At 59.1% G+C, this 16,789-nt stretch carries 15 protein-coding genes and 1 pseudogene; 11 read left to right on the forward strand and 5 right to left on the reverse strand.

The genetic code is table 11. The features are described from left to right. Window positions 1–15: 15 nt before the first annotated feature. Window positions 16–1,035: a 23S rRNA (adenine(1618)-N(6))-methyltransferase RlmF gene (gene rlmF / locus QOM10_RS05295; RefSeq protein ID WP_127925929.1), complete on the reverse strand. Its 1,020-nt coding sequence runs from the start codon at window positions 1,033–1,035 to the stop codon at window positions 16–18. A 210-nt stretch (window positions 1,036–1,245) separates the two neighbouring features. Here rlmF and QOM10_RS05300 point away from each other — a divergent pair, with 210 nt between their 5' ends. From QOM10_RS05300 to QOM10_RS05305, 3 genes and pseudogenes are all read left to right on the forward strand, one after another. After that, window positions 1,246–1,653, forward strand: coding sequence for a hypothetical protein (locus QOM10_RS05300; RefSeq protein ID WP_127925930.1), 408 nt, complete (start codon window positions 1,246–1,248; stop codon window positions 1,651–1,653). Window positions 1,654–1,826: 173 nt separating this feature from the next. Further along, a complete protein-coding gene (locus tag QOM10_RS31240; protein ID WP_127925931.1) occupies window positions 1,827–1,925 on the forward strand; it encodes a transposase domain-containing protein in 99 nt (32 codons plus the stop codon). Then, a pseudogene (locus QOM10_RS05305) lies at window positions 1,918–2,142 on the forward strand (IS4 family transposase); the annotation flags it as partial. The gene QOM10_RS31240 and the pseudogene QOM10_RS05305, both read left to right, overlap by 8 nt. Window positions 2,143–2,366: 224 nt before the next feature. Here the strand turns inward: QOM10_RS05305 and QOM10_RS05310 are convergent. The 4 genes from QOM10_RS05310 to QOM10_RS05325 all read right to left on the reverse strand — a co-directional run bounded on the left by QOM10_RS05310 (window position 2,367) and on the right by QOM10_RS05325 (window position 7,787). After that, the gene (locus QOM10_RS05310) at window positions 2,367–5,213 is read right to left on the reverse strand and encodes a valine--tRNA ligase (protein ID WP_160038414.1); all 2,847 of its coding nucleotides are present in this window, start codon (window positions 5,211–5,213) and stop codon (window positions 2,367–2,369) included. A gap of 193 nt (window positions 5,214–5,406) precedes the next feature. Continuing rightward, window positions 5,407–5,802, reverse strand: a complete 396-nt coding sequence (locus QOM10_RS05315) for a DNA polymerase III subunit chi (protein WP_150749494.1) — start codon at window positions 5,800–5,802, stop codon at window positions 5,407–5,409. 8 nt (window positions 5,803–5,810) lie between these two features. Further along, window positions 5,811–6,239, reverse strand: coding sequence for a DNA polymerase III subunit chi (locus QOM10_RS05320; protein WP_316917713.1), 429 nt, complete (start codon window positions 6,237–6,239; stop codon window positions 5,811–5,813). Window positions 6,240–6,296: 57 nt separating this feature from the next. Continuing rightward, complete coding sequence (locus tag QOM10_RS05325) at window positions 6,297–7,787, reverse strand: leucyl aminopeptidase (protein WP_127925936.1); 1,491 nt, start codon at window positions 7,785–7,787, stop codon at window positions 6,297–6,299. A 576-nt stretch (window positions 7,788–8,363) separates the two neighbouring features. Between QOM10_RS05325 and lptF the strand changes: the two genes are divergently transcribed. The 8 genes from lptF (at window position 8,364) to pdxJ (ending at window position 16,772) form a co-directional block, all read left to right on the forward strand. Next, a complete protein-coding gene (gene lptF, locus QOM10_RS05330; protein ID WP_095050952.1) occupies window positions 8,364–9,485 on the forward strand; it encodes an LPS export ABC transporter permease LptF in 1,122 nt (373 codons plus the stop codon). Beyond that, window positions 9,478–10,539: an LPS export ABC transporter permease LptG gene (gene lptG / locus QOM10_RS05335; RefSeq protein ID WP_122843205.1), complete on the forward strand. Its 1,062-nt coding sequence runs from the start codon at window positions 9,478–9,480 to the stop codon at window positions 10,537–10,539. Before lptF ends, lptG begins: the two co-directional genes overlap by 8 nt. 172 nt (window positions 10,540–10,711) lie before the next feature. Beyond that, window positions 10,712–12,511 carry a translation elongation factor 4 gene (gene lepA, locus QOM10_RS05340; protein WP_038357686.1) on the forward strand — a complete coding sequence of 600 codons (1,800 nt, stop codon included), beginning with the start codon at window positions 10,712–10,714 and terminating at the stop codon, window positions 12,509–12,511. Window positions 12,512–12,516: 5 nt separating this feature from the next. Continuing rightward, window positions 12,517–13,371: a signal peptidase I gene (gene lepB / locus QOM10_RS05345; protein ID WP_127925937.1), complete on the forward strand. Its 855-nt coding sequence runs from the start codon at window positions 12,517–12,519 to the stop codon at window positions 13,369–13,371. A gap of 169 nt (window positions 13,372–13,540) precedes the next feature. After that, window positions 13,541–14,230, forward strand: coding sequence for a ribonuclease III (rnc, locus tag QOM10_RS05350; RefSeq protein WP_016986099.1), 690 nt, complete (start codon window positions 13,541–13,543; stop codon window positions 14,228–14,230). After that, on the forward strand, window positions 14,223–15,125 hold the full coding sequence (gene era, locus QOM10_RS05355) for a GTPase Era (RefSeq protein ID WP_016771562.1): 903 nt from the start codon (window positions 14,223–14,225) through the stop codon (window positions 15,123–15,125). The genes rnc and era overlap by 8 nt, the downstream gene beginning before the upstream one ends. A 165-nt stretch (window positions 15,126–15,290) precedes the next feature. Then, window positions 15,291–15,980, forward strand: a complete 690-nt coding sequence (gene recO, locus QOM10_RS05360; protein ID WP_127925938.1) for a DNA repair protein RecO — start codon at window positions 15,291–15,293, stop codon at window positions 15,978–15,980. Window positions 15,981–16,028: 48 nt separating this feature from the next. Continuing rightward, window positions 16,029–16,772 carry a pyridoxine 5'-phosphate synthase gene (gene pdxJ / locus QOM10_RS05365; protein ID WP_038357694.1) on the forward strand — a complete coding sequence of 248 codons (744 nt, stop codon included), beginning with the start codon at window positions 16,029–16,031 and terminating at the stop codon, window positions 16,770–16,772. The last annotated feature ends 17 nt before the right edge of the window (window positions 16,773–16,789 follow it).

The following is a 16,789-nucleotide window of genomic DNA, read 5'->3' on the forward strand; positions in this document are numbered from 1 at the left end:
TGAATCTGTTGTGTGTCAGCGAACCCAGCGTTCGCGGCGCCAGATCTGCTGCTCGGACTTGGTCTGGAAGGTCCAGGCGACGAAACGGCTTTGCTTCTGACCTTGGGACATCTCCACCACTTGGCTTTCCAGCACGCCAGCCTTTTTCAGTGCGGTTTCGATGGCGGGCAGGTTCGAGGCTTTCGACACCAGCGTGCTGAACCACAGCACCTTATGCTGGAAGTTCGCGCTCTCAGCGATCAGTTGCGTCACGAAGCGCGCTTCACCGCCCTCACACCACAGCTCGGCCGATTGGCCACCGAAGTTCAGCACCGGCAGTTTGCGTTTCGGGTCGGCCTTGCCCAGTGCACGCCATTTGCGCTCGCTGCCCTTGGTCGCTTCGTCCATCGAAGCGTGGAAAGGCGGGTTGCACATGGTCAGGTCAAAGCGCTCACCCGGTTCCAGCAAGCCGATCAGGATGTGCTTGCGGTTTTCCTGCTGGCGCAACTGGATGACCTTGCTCAGATCGTTGGACTGAACGATGGCTCGGGCGGCAGCCACGGCCGTCGGGTCGATCTCCGAACCGAGGAAGTGCCAGCGGTATTCGCTATTGCCGATCAGCGGATACACGCAGTTGGCGCCCATGCCGATGTCCAGCACATTGACGATCGCGCCGCGTGGGACCTTGCCGTCGTTCATGCTGGCCAGCAAATCCGCAAGGAAGTGCACGTAATCGGCACGGCCCGGCACTGGCGGGCAGAGGTAGTCCGCCGGAATGTCCCAATGCTGAATGCCATAAAACGACTTGAGCAGCGCCCGGTTGAACACGCGCACCGCATCGGGACTGGCGAAGTCGATGCTTTCCTTGCCGTACGGGTTGGTGATCACGAACTTCGCCAGTTCCGGCGTGGTCTTGATCAGCGCCGGGAAGTCGTAACGACCCTGATGGCGATTGCGCGGGTGCAGGCTGGCCTTTTCACGCGGCTCGGCGGTCTTGGCCGGGGTCGCGGTGTCAGGCTTCTTGCGCGCAGGTTTGGGTGTGCGGGGGGCGTTCATGGGCGTGGTCGATTCGGGTATGGCTGAAAGTGGCGGGTATTGTCCCACATCTAATAACAAGCCAGTCCGTAATGTTGGTGGATGTTCTTTTATATAGCTAAATCATATGAATAACTGTCATTTCTGACAGTTGTAAGGCGCTTTCGCTCCTTGTTTACTGAATTTGCACAAACCAGTGCAAATAAAATCCAATGACACAAGGAAGCCATCATGACTGGCGCAATCACATTTCCGGATGCAGATCTCGACGTTGACCCTAATCAGCCATATCTCAATTGCAACTCGAATCCCATGCAGGGATTAAAAGTTGCAATCGGCCCCCTCAGAGATGTACAGGTCGGCGCGGTATTGAATATTTCCTGGGAGGGGTTCGAAGACAAAGAGTCAACGAAACCTGTTAAGGGAACATTGAATTCCGTGACTCATTTCGTAACCGAAGATGATCGCGAGAAAGGATTTGTCGTGAAGATAGGCGATTATTTTCAGCACCTGAAACCTATCCGGAGTGGCTGGGGGAAGGCCTCCTATACGATTAATGGTGCTGGAATTATTGACGCAAGTCTTAGGGTTTACTTGATATACCCGTCAGGTGATTTCTGTGATGAGGTAACAGATTGAGAAAGAAGCAGGCCATCAGGCCTGATGCCGATCAGTTAAGCCTCTTTGCTTGACCTTTGGCCGCAAGAAATCAAAATCCGATGCCTGTAACCGGCATTGGATTTTTTTATGCGTCTCGCTCGGGCATTGGAACTGACCCACAACATCGCCTCTACCCCTAGCGCCATTGAGGGGTGGATTCTTTGCTCGATCCTGCACTGGTCGAGCAGGCACTGGAACAGGCCGGCTTAGCAACCCTGCGCAAGCGGCGGTTGCCCTTGGAAAGGCACTGAGCGGCATTGGCTGATGCCGTTACGCAAAGGGACGCAGTACGAAGTTATTCAGCGTTTGGGACGTCAGGATGCGGTGGTCTCGTTAAGCAATTCGCCGCAGGCCCGCAAGCAATGGCCGGGATTACCAGAACGCCTGACCGCAAGACTCCTGAGCAAAACCGTCAAGGGCAAGGTCTGTCAGATTTTGACGTCGATGGCCGATCCGCTGCATTTCCCATCCGATGGGCGTCTCCGTCGACCGCTCCGGGAACATTGCCAATAATTTTGGCCGAACGGCATGCTTCAGCGCCGCACTACGTGCTGCCGCATCGACGTGAGGAGCGCGCATATCCTCGGGCGATTCGGCTGAAATCACCGAAGTATCCGATCAAAAAAAATGCCAGTCAGCTTAACTGACTGGCATTAGGCCTTTGTAGCCGCCCTTTTTAAAGCGATTTGCCGTTACAGGCTGGCAATCCGCGCGTGTTGCTCGGCCAGTTTGCCCAGGGCTTGTTCAGCCTCGGCCAGTTTGGCGCGTTCCTTCTCGATGACTTCGGCCGGGGCCTTGTCGACGAAACCGGCATTGGACAGTTTGCCGCCAACCCGCTGGACCTCGCCCTGCAGACGCAGGATTTCCTTGTCCAGGCGTGCCAGCTCGGCGCCCTTGTCGATCAGACCGGCCATCGGCACCAGCACTTCCATCTCGCCAACCAGCGCGGTGGCGGACAGCGGTGCTTCTTCACCAGCCTGTAGAACGGTGATCGATTCCAGACGCGCCAGTTTCTTCAGCAGCGCTTCGTTCTCGGTCAGGCGGCGCTGGTCTTCAGCGCTGACGTTCTTCAGGTAGATCGGCAGTGGCTTGCCCGGGCCGATGTTCATTTCGCCACGGATGTTACGTGTGCCGAGCATCAGTTCCTTGAGCCATTCAATGTCGTCTTCGGCGGCCGGATCGATGCGCTCTTCGTTGGCCACTGGCCACGCTTGCAGCATGATCGTCTTGCCCTGAATGCCGGCCAGTGGCGCGATGCGCTGCCAGATTTCTTCAGTGATGAACGGCATGAATGGATGCGCCAGACGCAAGGCGACTTCCAGTACGCGAACGAGCGTGCGACGGGTGCCGCGCTGACGTTCAACCGGTGCGTTCTCGTCCCACAGCACAGGCTTGGACAGTTCTAGGTACCAGTCGCAGTACTGGTTCCAGATGAACTCGTACAGCGCTTGCGCGGCGAGGTCGAAACGGAACTGATCCAGCTGACGGGTCACTTCGGCTTCGGTGCGTTGCAGTTGCGAGATGATCCAGCGATCTGCCAGCGACAGCTCGTAGGCTTCGCCGTTCTGGCCGCAGTCTTCGCCCTTGTCCAGAACATAACGCGCGGCGTTCCAGATCTTGTTGCAGAAGTTGCGATAGCCTTCAACACGGCCCATGTCGAATTTGATGTCGCGACCGGTCGAGGCCAGCGAGCAGAAGGTGAAGCGCAGGGCGTCGGTGCCGTAGCTGGCGATGCCATCGGCGAACTCGTCGCGGGTCTGCTTCTCGATCTTCTTCGCCAGTTTCGGCTGCATCAGGCCGGAGGTGCGCTTCTGCACCAGGTCTTCCAGCTCGATACCGTCGATGATGTCCAGCGGGTCCAGGACGTTGCCCTTGGACTTGGACATCTTCTGGCCCTGGCCATCACGCACCAGACCGTGCACATAAACGGTCTTGAACGGAACTTGCGGCGTGCCGTCTTCGTTCTTGATCAGGTGCATGGTCAGCATGATCATCCGGGCAACCCAGAAGAAAATGATGTCGAAGCCCGTCACCAGCACGTCGGTGGAGTGGAATTTCTTCAGGAACTCGGTCTGCTCAGGCCAGCCCAGGGTGGAGAACGTCCACAGACCAGAACTGAACCAGGTGTCGAGTACGTCGTTGTCCTGTTGCAGTGCAACGTCCGGACCCAGGTTGTGCTTGGCACGCACTTCTGCTTCGTCGCGACCTACATAGACCTTGCCCGACTCGTCGTACCAGGCTGGAATCCGGTGGCCCCACCACAGCTGGCGGCTGATGCACCAGTCCTGAATGTCACGCATCCACGAGAAGTACATGTTTTCGTACTGCTTCGGTACGAACTGGATACGGCCGTCTTCAACGGCAGCAATCGCAGGCTCGGCCAAAGGCTTGGTCGACACGTACCACTGGTCGGTCAACCACGGCTCGATGATGGTGCCGGAGCGGTCGCCTTTCGGTACTTTCAGGCCGTGGTCGTTGACGCTGACCAGCAGGCCGGCGGCGTCGAACGCAGCAACGATTTGCTTACGCGCTTCAAAACGCTCAAGACCGGCGTATTCAGCCGGAATCGCGCCGTCGATGCTGTCGTTCAGCGTGCCATCAAGGTTGAACACCTGCGCTGCCGGCAGCACGTTGGCATTCTTGTCGAAGATATTCAGCAGCGGCAGGTTGTGGCGCTTGCCGACTTCGTAGTCGTTGAAATCGTGGGCCGGGGTGATTTTCACGCAACCGGTGCCGAATTCAGGATCGCAGTAATCGTCGGCGATGATCGGGATGCGGCGGCCAACCAGTGGCAGCTCGACAAACTTGCCGATCAGGGCCTGGTAGCGCTCGTCGTTCGGGTTCACCGCAACGGCGGAGTCGCCGAGCATGGTTTCTGGACGGGTGGTCGCGACAATCAGGAAATCGTTGCCATCAGCGGTTTTCGCGCCGTCGGCCAACGGGTACTTCAGGTTCCACAGGAAACCTTTCTCGTCGTGGTTTTCCACTTCGAGGTCGGAAATCGCCGTGTGCAGTTTGGTGTCCCAGTTGACCAGGCGCTTGCCGCGATAGATCAGGCCGTCTTCGTGCAGGCGTACGAAGGCTTCTTTAACCGCTTCCGAGAGGCCGTCGTCCATGGTGAAGCGCTCGCGGCTCCAGTCAACGGACGAGCCGAGGCGGCGGATCTGACGGCTGATGTTGCCGCCGGACTGATCCTTCCACTCCCAGACTTTCTCGAGGAATTTTTCACGGCCCAGATCATGGCGATTCTGGCCCTGGGCTTCGAGTTGACGCTCCACCAGCATCTGCGTGGCGATACCGGCGTGGTCGGTGCCCGGCTGCCACAGGGTGTTACGACCCTGCATGCGGCGGAAACGGATCAGGGCGTCCATGATCGCGTTGTTGAAACCGTGACCCATGTGCAGGCTGCCGGTGACGTTCGGCGGCGGGATCATGATGGTGTAGGAGTCGCCCGCGCCTTGCGGGGCGAAGTAGTTCTCGGACTCCCAGGTGTTGTACCAGGAAGTTTCAATGGCGTGCGGCTGGTAGGTCTTATCCATGCGCGGCGGGACCCTATTGGCATTAATTCAGGAAAAGCCGACGAGTATAGCGGGGCATGGGGCCGAGGGCGAGCGGGGCGGGCCCGGAGGGGAGCTAAATGTAGGAGCTGCCGAAGGCTGCAATCCCTTGACTTCGGTTTTTAAAAACAAGATCAAAAGATCGCAGCCTGCGGCAGCTCCTACACGGGGCGCGTTATTCGTACTGGCTGAGGAGCCGTTCCATGCGCGCATCGAGACGGCGTTTGATTTCGGTTTCGATGTGCGGCGCGAAGTCGTCGATCACGTCTTGCATGATCAATTGCGCAGCGGCGCGCAGTTCGCTGTCGAGGTGGAGCAGGGCGTCCGGGCCTTTATCCACAGGTGCCGCCGGTTGTACGGCGGGTGCCGGAGCTGGCGCGGGTGGTGGTTCGACAGTGGCCGGCTCGTTGCCAACCGAATCGAACAACATCGGAATCTGTTCCTGTTCGCCGTCATCGACCGTATCGGTCAGCAGTGGCGGTTGCAGGTTGTCGTCGCCGAGCAACTGGCGGATCGATTCGAGATCGTCCAGCAGATGTGCGGACTTTTGCTGCGGTTTCGGAGTGTCCATTGGAATGCTCAGAGTCGCTGTAAACGGTGATCTTGCAGAGGATAGCCCTGTTCGCGGTAGAAACGGAAACTCTCCCGCGCGGCCGCTCGAATCGTCGGTTCTTCCACCACCACTTCCGCCACTCGGGCGAATTTGCTGGCGAAGCCCGGGACTTTCAGGTCGAGATTGACCAGCAAATCCTGATGCTGACCGCAGTCCTCACCCAATCCCAACACAATCAAACCGTCCGGTTCGCTGTCGGCCGGGCCATGCGGCACGAAGGTTTCGCCCTTGAATGCCCACAGGCGCGCATCAAGATCGTCACGCTGAGCCGCGTCGCTGCAATGCAGGTAGATGCGGTGGCCCATGCGCCAGGCTTTCTCGGTGAGCTTGCAGGCAAAGTCCAGACGAGCCGAAGGGTCGGCGCTGGGCAGGATATAGAAGTCGACTTTGGTCATTGCGGTTCCAGAGCAGCAAGCGGCGTCACCCGAAAGTGACGCCGCCCGTCAGCGGGTTCAGGCTTTGGCGCGATCCAGCAGGTACTGGGTCAGCAGAGGCACCGGACGGCCGGTTGCACCTTTGTCCTTGCCGCCGCTGGTCCATGCGGTGCCCGCGATGTCCAGGTGCGCCCAGTTGAGGTTCTTGGTGAAGCGCGACAGGAAGCATGCAGCCGTAATGGTGCCGGCTTTCGGCCCGCCAATGTTGGCGATGTCGGCGAACGGGCTGTCCAGTTGCTCTTGGTACTCGTCGAACAGCGGCAGTTGCCAGGCGCGGTCGTCAGCGGCTTTGCCGGCGCTGAGCAGTTGGCCGATCAGTTCGTCGTTGTTGCCCAGCAGGCCCGAAGTGTGGGCGCCCAAGGCAACGACGCAAGCGCCGGTCAGGGTGGCAATGTCGATCACTGCCTGCGGCTTGAATCGCTCGGAATAGGTCAGCGCGTCGCACAGCACCAGACGGCCTTCGGCGTCGGTGTTGAGGATTTCCACGGTCTGGCCGCTCATGGTGGTGACGATGTCGCCCGGACGGGTTGCATTGCCGCTCGGCATGTTCTCGGCGCAGGCGAGGATGCACACCAGGTTGATCGGCAGTTTCAGTTCAAGTACGGCACGCAGGGTACCGAACACGGACGCCGCGCCGCCCATGTCGTACTTCATTTCGTCCATGCCGGCGCCTGGTTTCAGGCTGATGCCGCCAGTGTCGAAGGTGATGCCTTTGCCGACGAGGGCGTACGGCTTCTCGGATTTCTTGCCACCGTTGTATTGCATGACGATCAGGCGCGGCGGTTGCTCGCTGCCTTGGCCGACGGCGTAGAACGAGCCCATACCGAGGGATTTGATCTTCTTCTCGTCGAGGACTTCGACTTTCAGATCCTTGAATTCTTTGCCCAGATTCTTGGCTTGTTCACCGAGGAACGTCGGGTGGCAGATGTTCGGCGGCAGGTTGCCCAGGTCGCGGGTGAAGGCCATGCCATTGGCGATCGCGGTCGCGTGGTTCACGGCGCGCTGCACTTCGGCTTGCGCGGCCTTGATGGTCAGCAGGGTGATTTTCTTCAGCGCGCGCGGTTCGGCTTTCTGGCTCTTGAACTGGTCGAAGGTGTATTCGCCGTCGACCAGAGTTTCCGCCAGCAGGCGGGTTTTGCCGTAGCTGTCACGGTTTTTGACAATAACTTCATCCAGCGCCAGCACGGCGTCGCTGCCACCCAGACCCTTGAGGGTGTTGAGGATGCCGGCAACGATTTTGCGGAACGGACGGTCGCCCAGTTCTTCATCCTTGCCCACGCCGACCAGCAGCACGCGCTCGGCTTTGAGGTTCGGCAGGCTGTGCAGCAACAGGCTTTGACCGACTTTGCCGGCCAGATCGCCACGCTTGAGCACGGCGCTGATCGCGCCACCGCTGAGTTCGTCGACCTGTTTGGCGGCGACGCCGAGTTTGCGGCCTTCGCCGACGGCAACCACCAGGGTGGCGGTTTTCAACGTTTCTGGGCTAACGCTTTTTACAACCAGTTCCATGTCCGGATCCCTGAATGAATGGTCAACACGCAGGCGTTCGACGGTGTCCGCAGTCGCCTGCTTATAGATAGAAGAGGCGCAGGCCAAAGCCTGCGACAAGGGCCGCAGTTTGAACCTCGCTCCCCGCGCCTGACAACCCTAGGGGGCGTTCTCAATTAGTTTCCACGCCGCGTTGTCGCCTTAAAGCCAGCCAGGCAAGGCGCAGGCCGCTGGGAATGGTTGTTCCCTTTCCAAGGCCTGCAACGCAGACTGGCCGGCTTTAAGGCACAACCCGAAGGGCCGGGCCTGCTGTTGTGCAGGGCTGCGTTGCTCGAAGCTTATTTGGAATGACCAAACCACGCTTCTCGCGCCTTGCCCTGCACAACAGCAGACCCGGCGCGGTGTGAAAACTAATTGAGAACGCCCCCTAGGTTGTACGATCTGCAAAGGATTACAACGATGGATGAGTGTGCGCAGTGACAGGCGCCCCCAATCACAGGATAATGCCGCATCTTTTTTCGACGGCTCTGCGTTGCGGGCCGGTCGATGTGTTTGCTTGTTTGGCCGCCTTAGCCTGACAACCCTGGAGTGTCTGGTTTGATCGTCTTCCGTTATCTGTCCCGCGAAGTCCTGTTGACCCTCAGCGCCGTGAGTGCCGTGCTGCTGGTCATCATCATGAGCGGTCGCTTCATCAAATACCTGGCGCAGGCCGCTGCCGGCCAGCTCGATCCGGGCTCGTTGTTCCTGATCATGGGCTTTCGTCTGCCGGGTTTCCTGCAACTGATTCTGCCGCTGGGCCTGTTTCTCGGCATCCTGCTGGCGTATGGTCGCCTGTATCTTGAAAGCGAAATGACCGTGCTGTCGGCCACCGGCATGAGCCAGCAGAAGCTGTTTCGCATGACCCTGTTTCCGGCGACGCTGGTTGCATTGGTCGTGGCATGGCTGAGCCTGGGCCTGGCCCCGCAAGGCGCCAATCAGTTTCAGTTACTCCTGAACAAGCAGGATGCACTGACTGAATTCGATACCCTTGAACCGGGGCGTTTCCAGGCCCTGCGTGACGGCACTCGGGTGACTTACACCGAAACCCTGAGCGACGATCGCGTCAATCTGGGCAGTGTATTCATTTCGCAGAAGAACCTCGGAGCCGATCAAAAGGATCGCGGGATTTCCGTGCTGGTGGCCGAAAGTGGTCGCCAGGAAGTGCGCCCCGACGGCAACCGCTATCTGATCCTCGATAACGGCTACCGCTACGACGGCAGCCCGGGTCAGGCCGATTACCGTGCCATTCATTACGAAACCTACGGCGTGCTGCTGCCCAAGCCGGACGTCAGCGAAGAAGTCACCGACCGTGACGCCATGCCGACCTCGTCTCTGCTGGGCAGCGATGACATCCGCTCCAAAACCGAACTGCAATGGCGTTTGTCCCTGCCGCTGCTGGTGTTTATCGTGACCCTGATGGCGGTGCCGCTGTCGCGAGTCAATCCGCGCCAAGGGCGTTTCCTCAAGCTGCTGCCGGCGATTCTTCTTTATATGGCTTATCTGACCATCCTGATTGCCGCGCGCGGCGCCCTTGAAAAAGGCAAGATTCCACCGGCCCTTGGCCTGTGGTGGGTGCACGCGATCTTCCTGTTCATCGGTCTCGGCCTGCTCTATTGGGAGCCGCTGCGTCTGAAAATGGCCAGCCGTCGCGCCGCTGCGCTGGAGGTGGCCCGTGGTTAAACTCGACCGCTACATCGGCAGCAGCGTGTTCATGGCGATCATCGCCGTGCTGGCAATCATCCTCGGTCTGGCAACGCTTTTCGCGTTCATCGATGAGATGGGTGATGTCAGCGACACCTACACCCTCGTTGATGTTCTCAGCTTCGTGTTGCTGACCGCGCCACGCCGTCTCTACGAAATGTTGCCAATGGCCGCGTTGATCGGTTGCCTGATCGGCCTCGGCAGTCTGGCCAGCAGCAGTGAGCTGACCGTCATGCGCGCCGCTGGCGTGTCCATCGGCCGGATCGTCTGGGCGGTGATGAAGCCAATGCTGGTGCTGATGCTGGCTGGCGTGCTGATCGGCGAATACGTTGCTCCGGCGACCGAAAGCATGGCGCAGGCCAACCGTTCGCTGGCGCAAGGCAGCGGCGACGCGCAAAGCGCCAAGCACGGTATGTGGCACCGTCAGGGTGAAGAGTTCATCCACATCAACGCCGTGCAACCGAACGGCTTGCTGTATGGCGTGACCCGTTATCACTTCGACAAGGAGCGCCATCTGCTCAGTTCGAGCTTCGCCAAAAAGGCTGAGTTCGATGGCAATCACTGGCAGCTCACCGATGTGGCGACGACCAAATTCAATGAGCGCAGCACTGAAGTGGTGAATATGCCGACCGAGCGCTGGGACGTGTCCCTGAGCCCGCAATTGCTGAGCACCGTGGTCATGGCCCCGGAATCGCTGTCGATCAGCGGCCTGTGGGGTTACATCCACTATCTGTCCGAGCAAGGTTTGAGTAACGGCCGTTACTGGCTGGCATTTTGGGTCAAGGTGTTGCAGCCGCTGGTGACCGCCGCGCTGGTACTGATGGCGATCTCCTTCATCTTCGGTCCGCTGCGTTCGGTGACCCTCGGTCAGCGGGTGTTCACCGGCGTGCTGGTCGGTTTCACGTTCCGCATCGTCCAGGATTTGCTGGGCCCGTCGAGCCTGGTGTTCGGTTTCTCGCCGCTGTTCGCGGTACTGGTGCCGGCCGGGGTTTGTGCGCTGGCGGGTGTCTGGCTGCTGCGAAGAGCCGGTTGATCGGCTCTTTTCTGCCAATGTTTCCGCTTTGAGAACGCCTCGGTCGACAGAACGAGGCGTTTTTGCATGCAATCCGGGTGACAGGTGAACGTGACGCTTGCGCCGTGTATCAGGTACAATTCCCGGCTATTTTTCGGCGGGCCATGCCTGCAGCCTTTTTGAGTGTTGATCCGTGAGTGATTTGAGTCATATCCGCAATTTCTCCATCATCGCCCACATTGACCATGGCAAGTCGACGCTGGCTGACCGTTTCATCCAGATGTGTGGCGGCCTGGCCGAGCGTGAAATGGAAGCCCAGGTACTGGATTCCATGGATCTGGAGCGTGAACGCGGGATCACCATCAAGGCCCACAGCGTCACCCTTTATTACACGGCCAAAGACGGCATCAAGTACCAGCTGAACTTCATTGACACCCCGGGCCACGTCGACTTCACCTACGAAGTCAGCCGTTCCCTGGCCGCGTGTGAAGGTGCGTTGCTGGTGGTCGATGCCGGTCAAGGTGTTGAAGCCCAGTCCGTGGCCAACTGCTACACCGCGATCGAGCAGGGCCTTGAGGTCATGCCGGTACTGAACAAGATCGACCTGCCGCAGGCCGATCCTGATCGCGTCAAGGACGAGATCGAGAAGATCATCGGCATCGACGCCACCGACGCCGTCACCTGCAGCGCCAAGACCGGCCTGGGTGTCGACGAAGTGCTTGAGCGTCTGGTGCACACCATTCCTGCGCCGACCGGCAACATCGAAGATCCGCTGCAAGCGTTGATCATCGACTCCTGGTTCGACAACTATCTGGGCGTTGTCTCCCTGGTGCGCGTGCGTCATGGCCGCGTGAAGAAGGGCGACAAGATCCTCGTCAAGTCCACCGGCAAGATCCATCTGGTCGACAGCGTTGGCGTGTTCAACCCGAAGCACACCGCCACGTCTGACCTGAAGGCCGGCGAAGTGGGCTTCATCATCGCCAGCATCAAGGACATTCACGGTGCACCGGTCGGTGACACCCTGACCCTGAGCTCGACCCCGGACGTTGAAGTGCTGCCCGGCTTTAAACGCATCCAGCCACAGGTTTACGCCGGTCTGTTCCCGGTCAGCTCCGACGACTTCGAAGATTTCCGCGAAGCGCTGCAGAAGCTGACCCTCAACGACTCGTCGCTGCAGTACACCCCGGAAAGCTCCGACGCACTGGGCTTCGGCTTCCGTTGCGGCTTCCTTGGCATGCTGCACATGGAGATCATTCAGGAGCGCCTGGAGCGCGAGTACGACCTGGACCTGATCACCACCGCGCCAACCGTAATCTTCGAGCTGGTACTGAAAACCGGTGAAACGATTTACGTCGACAACCCATCCAAGCTTCCGGATGTCTCGTCGATCGAAGACATGCGCGAGCCGATCGTGCGCGCCAATATTCTGGTGCCGCAGGAACACCTGGGCAACGTCATCACCCTGTGCATCGAGAAGCGCGGCGTTCAAGTCGACATGCTGTTCCTCGGTAATCAGGTGCAAGTCACTTACGACCTGCCGATGAACGAAGTGGTCCTGGACTTCTTCGACCGTCTCAAATCCACCAGTCGCGGCTATGCTTCGCTGGATTACCATTTCGACCGTTACCAATCGGCTAATCTGGTGAAACTGGACGTGTTGATCAACGGCGACAAGGTCGATGCCCTCGCATTGATCGTGCACCGTGACAACTCGCACTACAAAGGTCGCCAGTTGACCGAGAAGATGAAAGAACTGATTCCTCGTCAGATGTTCGACGTGGCGATTCAAGCTGCCATTGGTGGTCAGATCGTTGCCCGGACAACCGTCAAGGCACTCAGAAAGAACGTATTGGCCAAATGCTACGGTGGTGACGTCAGCCGTAAGAAGAAACTGCTCGAGAAGCAAAAGGCCGGTAAGAAACGCATGAAGCAGGTCGGCAACGTGGAAATTCCACAAGAAGCCTTCCTTGCCGTGCTCAGGTTGGATAGTTAGGTCCTATGTCACTAAATTTCCCGCTGTTGCTGGTCATCGCCGTGTTCGTCTGCGGCCTGTTGGCGTTGCTTGATCTGTTGATCCTGGCACCGCGTCGGCGTGCTGCCATTGCCTCTTATCAAGGCAGCGTCAGCCAGCCTGACGGGGTGGTCGTTGAAAAACTGAACAAAGAACCGCTGCTGGTTGAATACGGCAAGTCGTTCTTCCCGGTGTTGTTCATCGTTCTGGTGCTGCGTTCGTTCCTCGTGGAGCCGTTCCAGATTCCTTCGGGCTCGATGAAGCCAACCCTGGACGTCGGCGACTTCATTCTGGTGAACAAGTTTTCTTACGGGATCCGCCTGCCGGTGGTCGACAAGAAAATCATCGAAGTCGGTGATCCGCAGCGCGGCGATGTGATGGTGTTCCGCTACCCGAGCGATCCGAACGTCAACTACATCAAACGTGTGGTCGGTCTGCCGGGTGACACGGTGCGCTACACCGCCGACAAGCGTCTGTTCGTCAATGGCGAGTCGATTGCCGAGCAGATGGTCGGCGCCGAGCCGGGCACGCTGGGCAGTGCCGAACTGTACAAAGAGAAACTGGGCGCCGCCGAGCATCTGATCCGCAAGGAAATGAGCCGCTACCGCGCCACGCCGGACCGCTCGTGGACAGTGCCTGCCGGGCACTACTTCATGATGGGCGACAACCGCGACAACTCGAACGACAGTCGCTATTGGGATGATCCGAACATTCCCAAGGATCTGCTGGGCATGGTTCCCGACCAGAATATCGTCGGCAAGGCCTTCGCGGTCTGGATGAGCTGGCCGGAACCGAAACTCAGTCACCTGCCGAATTTCTCGCGGGTTGGCCTGATCAAGTAATCACACACGGCGCTGTTGACCACAGCGCCGAATGCATTTCTGGAGCCGGCACAATCGGCTTCGCAATCGCCAGGATTTAATTTTTGAACACAGCGTTAATTGTCCCAGGCCTGCGCCGCATCCCGGCGATGGCAGTGGAATCCAGCCACGAACTCAGCGTGGGTAAACCGTGAGCGTTTCTCTAAGCCGTCTCGAGCGCCAGCTCGGTTACACCTTCAAGGATCAGGAGCTGATGCTGCTGGCCCTCACGCACCGCAGTTTTGCCGGGCGTAACAACGAACGCCTGGAATTCCTCGGCGATGCCATCCTCAACTTCGTTGCCGGCGAGGCACTGTTCGATCGCTTCCCGCTGGCCCGCGAAGGCCAGTTGTCGCGTTTGCGCGCACGCTTGGTAAAAGGTGAGACGCTGGCCGTACTGGCGCGCGGTTTCGACCTTGGCGATTACCTGCGACTGGGTTCCGGTGAGTTGAAAAGCGGCGGCTTCCGTCGCGAATCGATTCTGGCCGACGCCCTCGAAGCCTTGATCGGTGCGATCTACCTTGATGCCGGCATGGACATGGCGCGTGAGCGCGTGCTGGCCTGGCTGGCCGGCGAGTTCGAAGGCCTGACGCTGGTCGACACCAACAAGGATCCGAAAACCCGCCTGCAGGAACACCTGCAATCGCGCGGTTGCGATCTGCCACGCTATGAAGTGGTGGATATCCAGGGCGAGCCGCACTGCCGAACCTTCTTCGTCGAGTGCGAAGTTGTCTTACTGAATGAAAAAAGCCGAGGTCAGGGTGTGAGCCGTCGTATTGCCGAACAGGTAGCGGCCGCTGCAGCACTGATTGCCCTGGGCGTGGAGAATGGCAATGACTGATACAAACGCAACTCGCTGTGGCTATGTTGCCATCGTCGGCCGTCCCAATGTCGGTAAGTCGACGTTGCTGAACCACATCCTTGGCCAGAAGCTCGCGATCACCTCGCGCAAGCCGCAGACCACCCGCCACAACATGCTCGGGATCAAGACCGAAGGTGACGTGCAAGCGATCTACGTCGACACCCCCGGCATGCACAAGGGTGGCGAAAAGGCTCTGAACCGTTACATGAACAAAACCGCTTCGGCGGCGTTGAAAGACGTCGATGTGGTGATTTTCGTCGTTGACCGCACCAAGTGGACCGACGAAGACCAGATGGTTCTCGAGCGCGTGCAGTACGTGACCGGCCCGCTGATCGTCGCGCTGAACAAGACCGACCGCATCGAAGACAAAGCCGAGCTGATGCCGCACCTCAGCTGGTTGCAGGAACAGCTGCCGAACGCGCAGATCATTCCGATTTCCGCGCAGCACGGGCACAACCTCGAAGCGCTGGAAAAAGTGATTGCCGATCATCTGCCGGAGAACGATCACTTCTTCCCGGAAGACCAGATCACTGACCGCAGCAGCCGTTTCCTCGCTGCTGAACTGGTGCGCGAGAAAATCATGCGCCAGATGGGCGCCGAGCTGCCGTACCAGATCACCGTCGAAATCGAAGAGTTCAAGCAGCAGGGCAAAACCCTGCACATTCACGCTCTGATCCTCGTTGAACGTGACGGCCAGAAGAAGATCATCATTGGCGACAAGGGCGAGCGCATCAAGCGCATCGGCACCGAAGCGCGCAAGGACATGGAGCTGCTGTTCGACTCCAAGATCATGCTCAACCTGTGGGTCAAGGTGAAGGGCGGCTGGTCTGACGACGAGCGTGCGCTGCGTTCGCTGGGTTACGGCGACCTGTAATCACCGTTCCAGAGAACACCGATACCCACTGTGGGAGCGAGCCTGCTCGCGAAGGGATGTAACATTCAGCATTGATGTTGACTGTCACTCCGCTTTCGCGAGCAGGCTCGCTCCCACAGTGGTTTTGGGTTGTGTGTAAAACTGCGTTTCTTCATCGAGAACTCAATGTCGCAAAACCCACCTCCCGCCCAACCCGCCTACGTTCTGCACAGTCGCGCCTATCGCGAAACCAGTGCGTTGGTGGATTTCCTCACGCCGCAAGGGCGGCTGCGGGCGGTGTTGCGCAGTGCGCGGGGCAAGGCCGGGACATTGGCGCGGCCGTTCGTGTCGCTGGAAGTCGAATTCCGTGGCAAGGGGGAGCTGAAGAATGTCGGACGTATGGAGAGTTCTGGCACTTCGGCGTGGCTCAATGGCGAGGCGCTGTTCAGTGGTCTCTATCTCAATGAGCTGCTGATCCGTCTGCTGCCCGCTGAAGATCCGCACCCGGGTGTATTCGATCACTACGCCGCGACCTTGCTGGCACTGGCTGAAGGCCGTCCGCTGGAGCCGTTGCTACGTTCGTTCGAATGGCGACTGTTGGACGATCTCGGTTATGGCTTCTCGCTGAACACCGATATCCACGGCGAGCCCGTCGCGCCAGACGGTCTCTATCGTCTGCAAGTGGATGCGGGGCTTGAGCGGGTTTTCCTATTGCAACCCGGCCTGTTCAACGGCGTCGAATTACTGGCCATGGCCGAAGCCGACTGGAGCGCTCCCGGCGCGTTGTCCGCCGCCAAGCGCTTGATGAGGCAGGCCTTGGCCGTTCATTTGGGCGGTCGCCCTCTCGTCAGTCGCGAGCTGTTTCGCAAGCCCTAGCCCCGTGTATGCTGTGCGCCGAATCTTTTCCTTCAGGAGCGCGCATCCGTGACCACCAGCAATCGCATTCTTCTTGGCGTGAACATCGACCACGTCGCCACCCTGCGTCAGGCCCGTGGCACGCGCTACCCGGATCCGGTCAAGGCTGCGCTGGACGCGGAAGAGGCGGGTGCCGACGGCATCACCGTGCACCTGCGTGAAGACCGCCGGCACATTCAGGAACGCGACGTTCTGCTGCTCAAGGACGTGCTGCAAACCCGCATGAATTTCGAAATGGGCGTCACCGAAGAAATGATGGCGTTCGCCGAGCGTATTCGCCCGGCACACATCTGTCTGGTTCCGGAAACCCGTCAGGAACTGACCACTGAAGGTGGTCTGGATGTGGCGGGGCAGGAAGAGCGGATCAAGGCAGCGGTCGAGCGTCTGTCGAAGATCGGCAGTGAAGTGTCGTTGTTCATCGATGCGGACGAGCGTCAGATCGCTGCGTCGAAGCGCGTCGGTGCGCCTGCAATTGAACTGCACACCGGGCGCTACGCCGATGCCGAAACCCCGACCGAAGTGGCTGAAGAACTAAAGCGCGTTGCCGATGGCGTGGCGTTTGGTTTGGCCCAAGGCTTGATCGTTAACGCGGGTCACGGCTTGCATTACCACAACGTTGAAGCCGTCGCGGCGATCAAGGGCATCAACGAACTGAACATCGGCCATGCGCTGGTGGCGCATGCGTTGTTCGTCGGCTTCAAGTCTGCCGTATCGGAAATGAAGGCGCTGATCCTGGCTGCTGCCAAGCACTAAAGGTCACCGCATAACAA

The organism is Pseudomonas sp. P108, from assembly GCF_032613195.1.
GTDB lineage: Bacteria > Pseudomonadota > Gammaproteobacteria > Pseudomonadales > Pseudomonadaceae > Aquipseudomonas.

What these genes read in the sequence shown, in the direction of transcription:
- QOM10_RS05315 (WP_150749494.1), bottom strand. Translation starts at nt 5,802, where the DNA reads ATGGACACTCCGAAACCGCAGCAAAAGTCCGCACATCTGCTGGACGAT.
- recO (WP_127925938.1), top strand. Translation starts at nt 15,291, where the DNA reads ATGTCGCAAAACCCACCTCCCGCCCAACCCGCCTACGTTCTGCACAGT.
- lepB (WP_127925937.1), top strand. Translation starts at nt 12,517, where the DNA reads ATGTCACTAAATTTCCCGCTGTTGCTGGTCATCGCCGTGTTCGTCTGC.
- rlmF (WP_127925929.1), bottom strand. Translation starts at nt 1,035, where the DNA reads ATGAACGCCCCCCGCACACCCAAACCTGCGCGCAAGAAGCCTGACACC.
- QOM10_RS05310 (WP_160038414.1), bottom strand. Translation starts at nt 5,213, where the DNA reads ATGGATAAGACCTACCAGCCGCACGCCATTGAAACTTCCTGGTACAAC.
- era (WP_016771562.1), top strand. Translation starts at nt 14,223, where the DNA reads ATGACTGATACAAACGCAACTCGCTGTGGCTATGTTGCCATCGTCGGC.
- QOM10_RS05300 (WP_127925930.1), top strand. Translation starts at nt 1,246, where the DNA reads ATGACTGGCGCAATCACATTTCCGGATGCAGATCTCGACGTTGACCCT.
- QOM10_RS05320 (WP_316917713.1), bottom strand. Translation starts at nt 6,239, where the DNA reads ATGACCAAAGTCGACTTCTATATCCTGCCCAGCGCCGACCCTTCGGCT.
- QOM10_RS05325 (WP_127925936.1), bottom strand. Translation starts at nt 7,787, where the DNA reads ATGGAACTGGTTGTAAAAAGCGTTAGCCCAGAAACGTTGAAAACCGCC.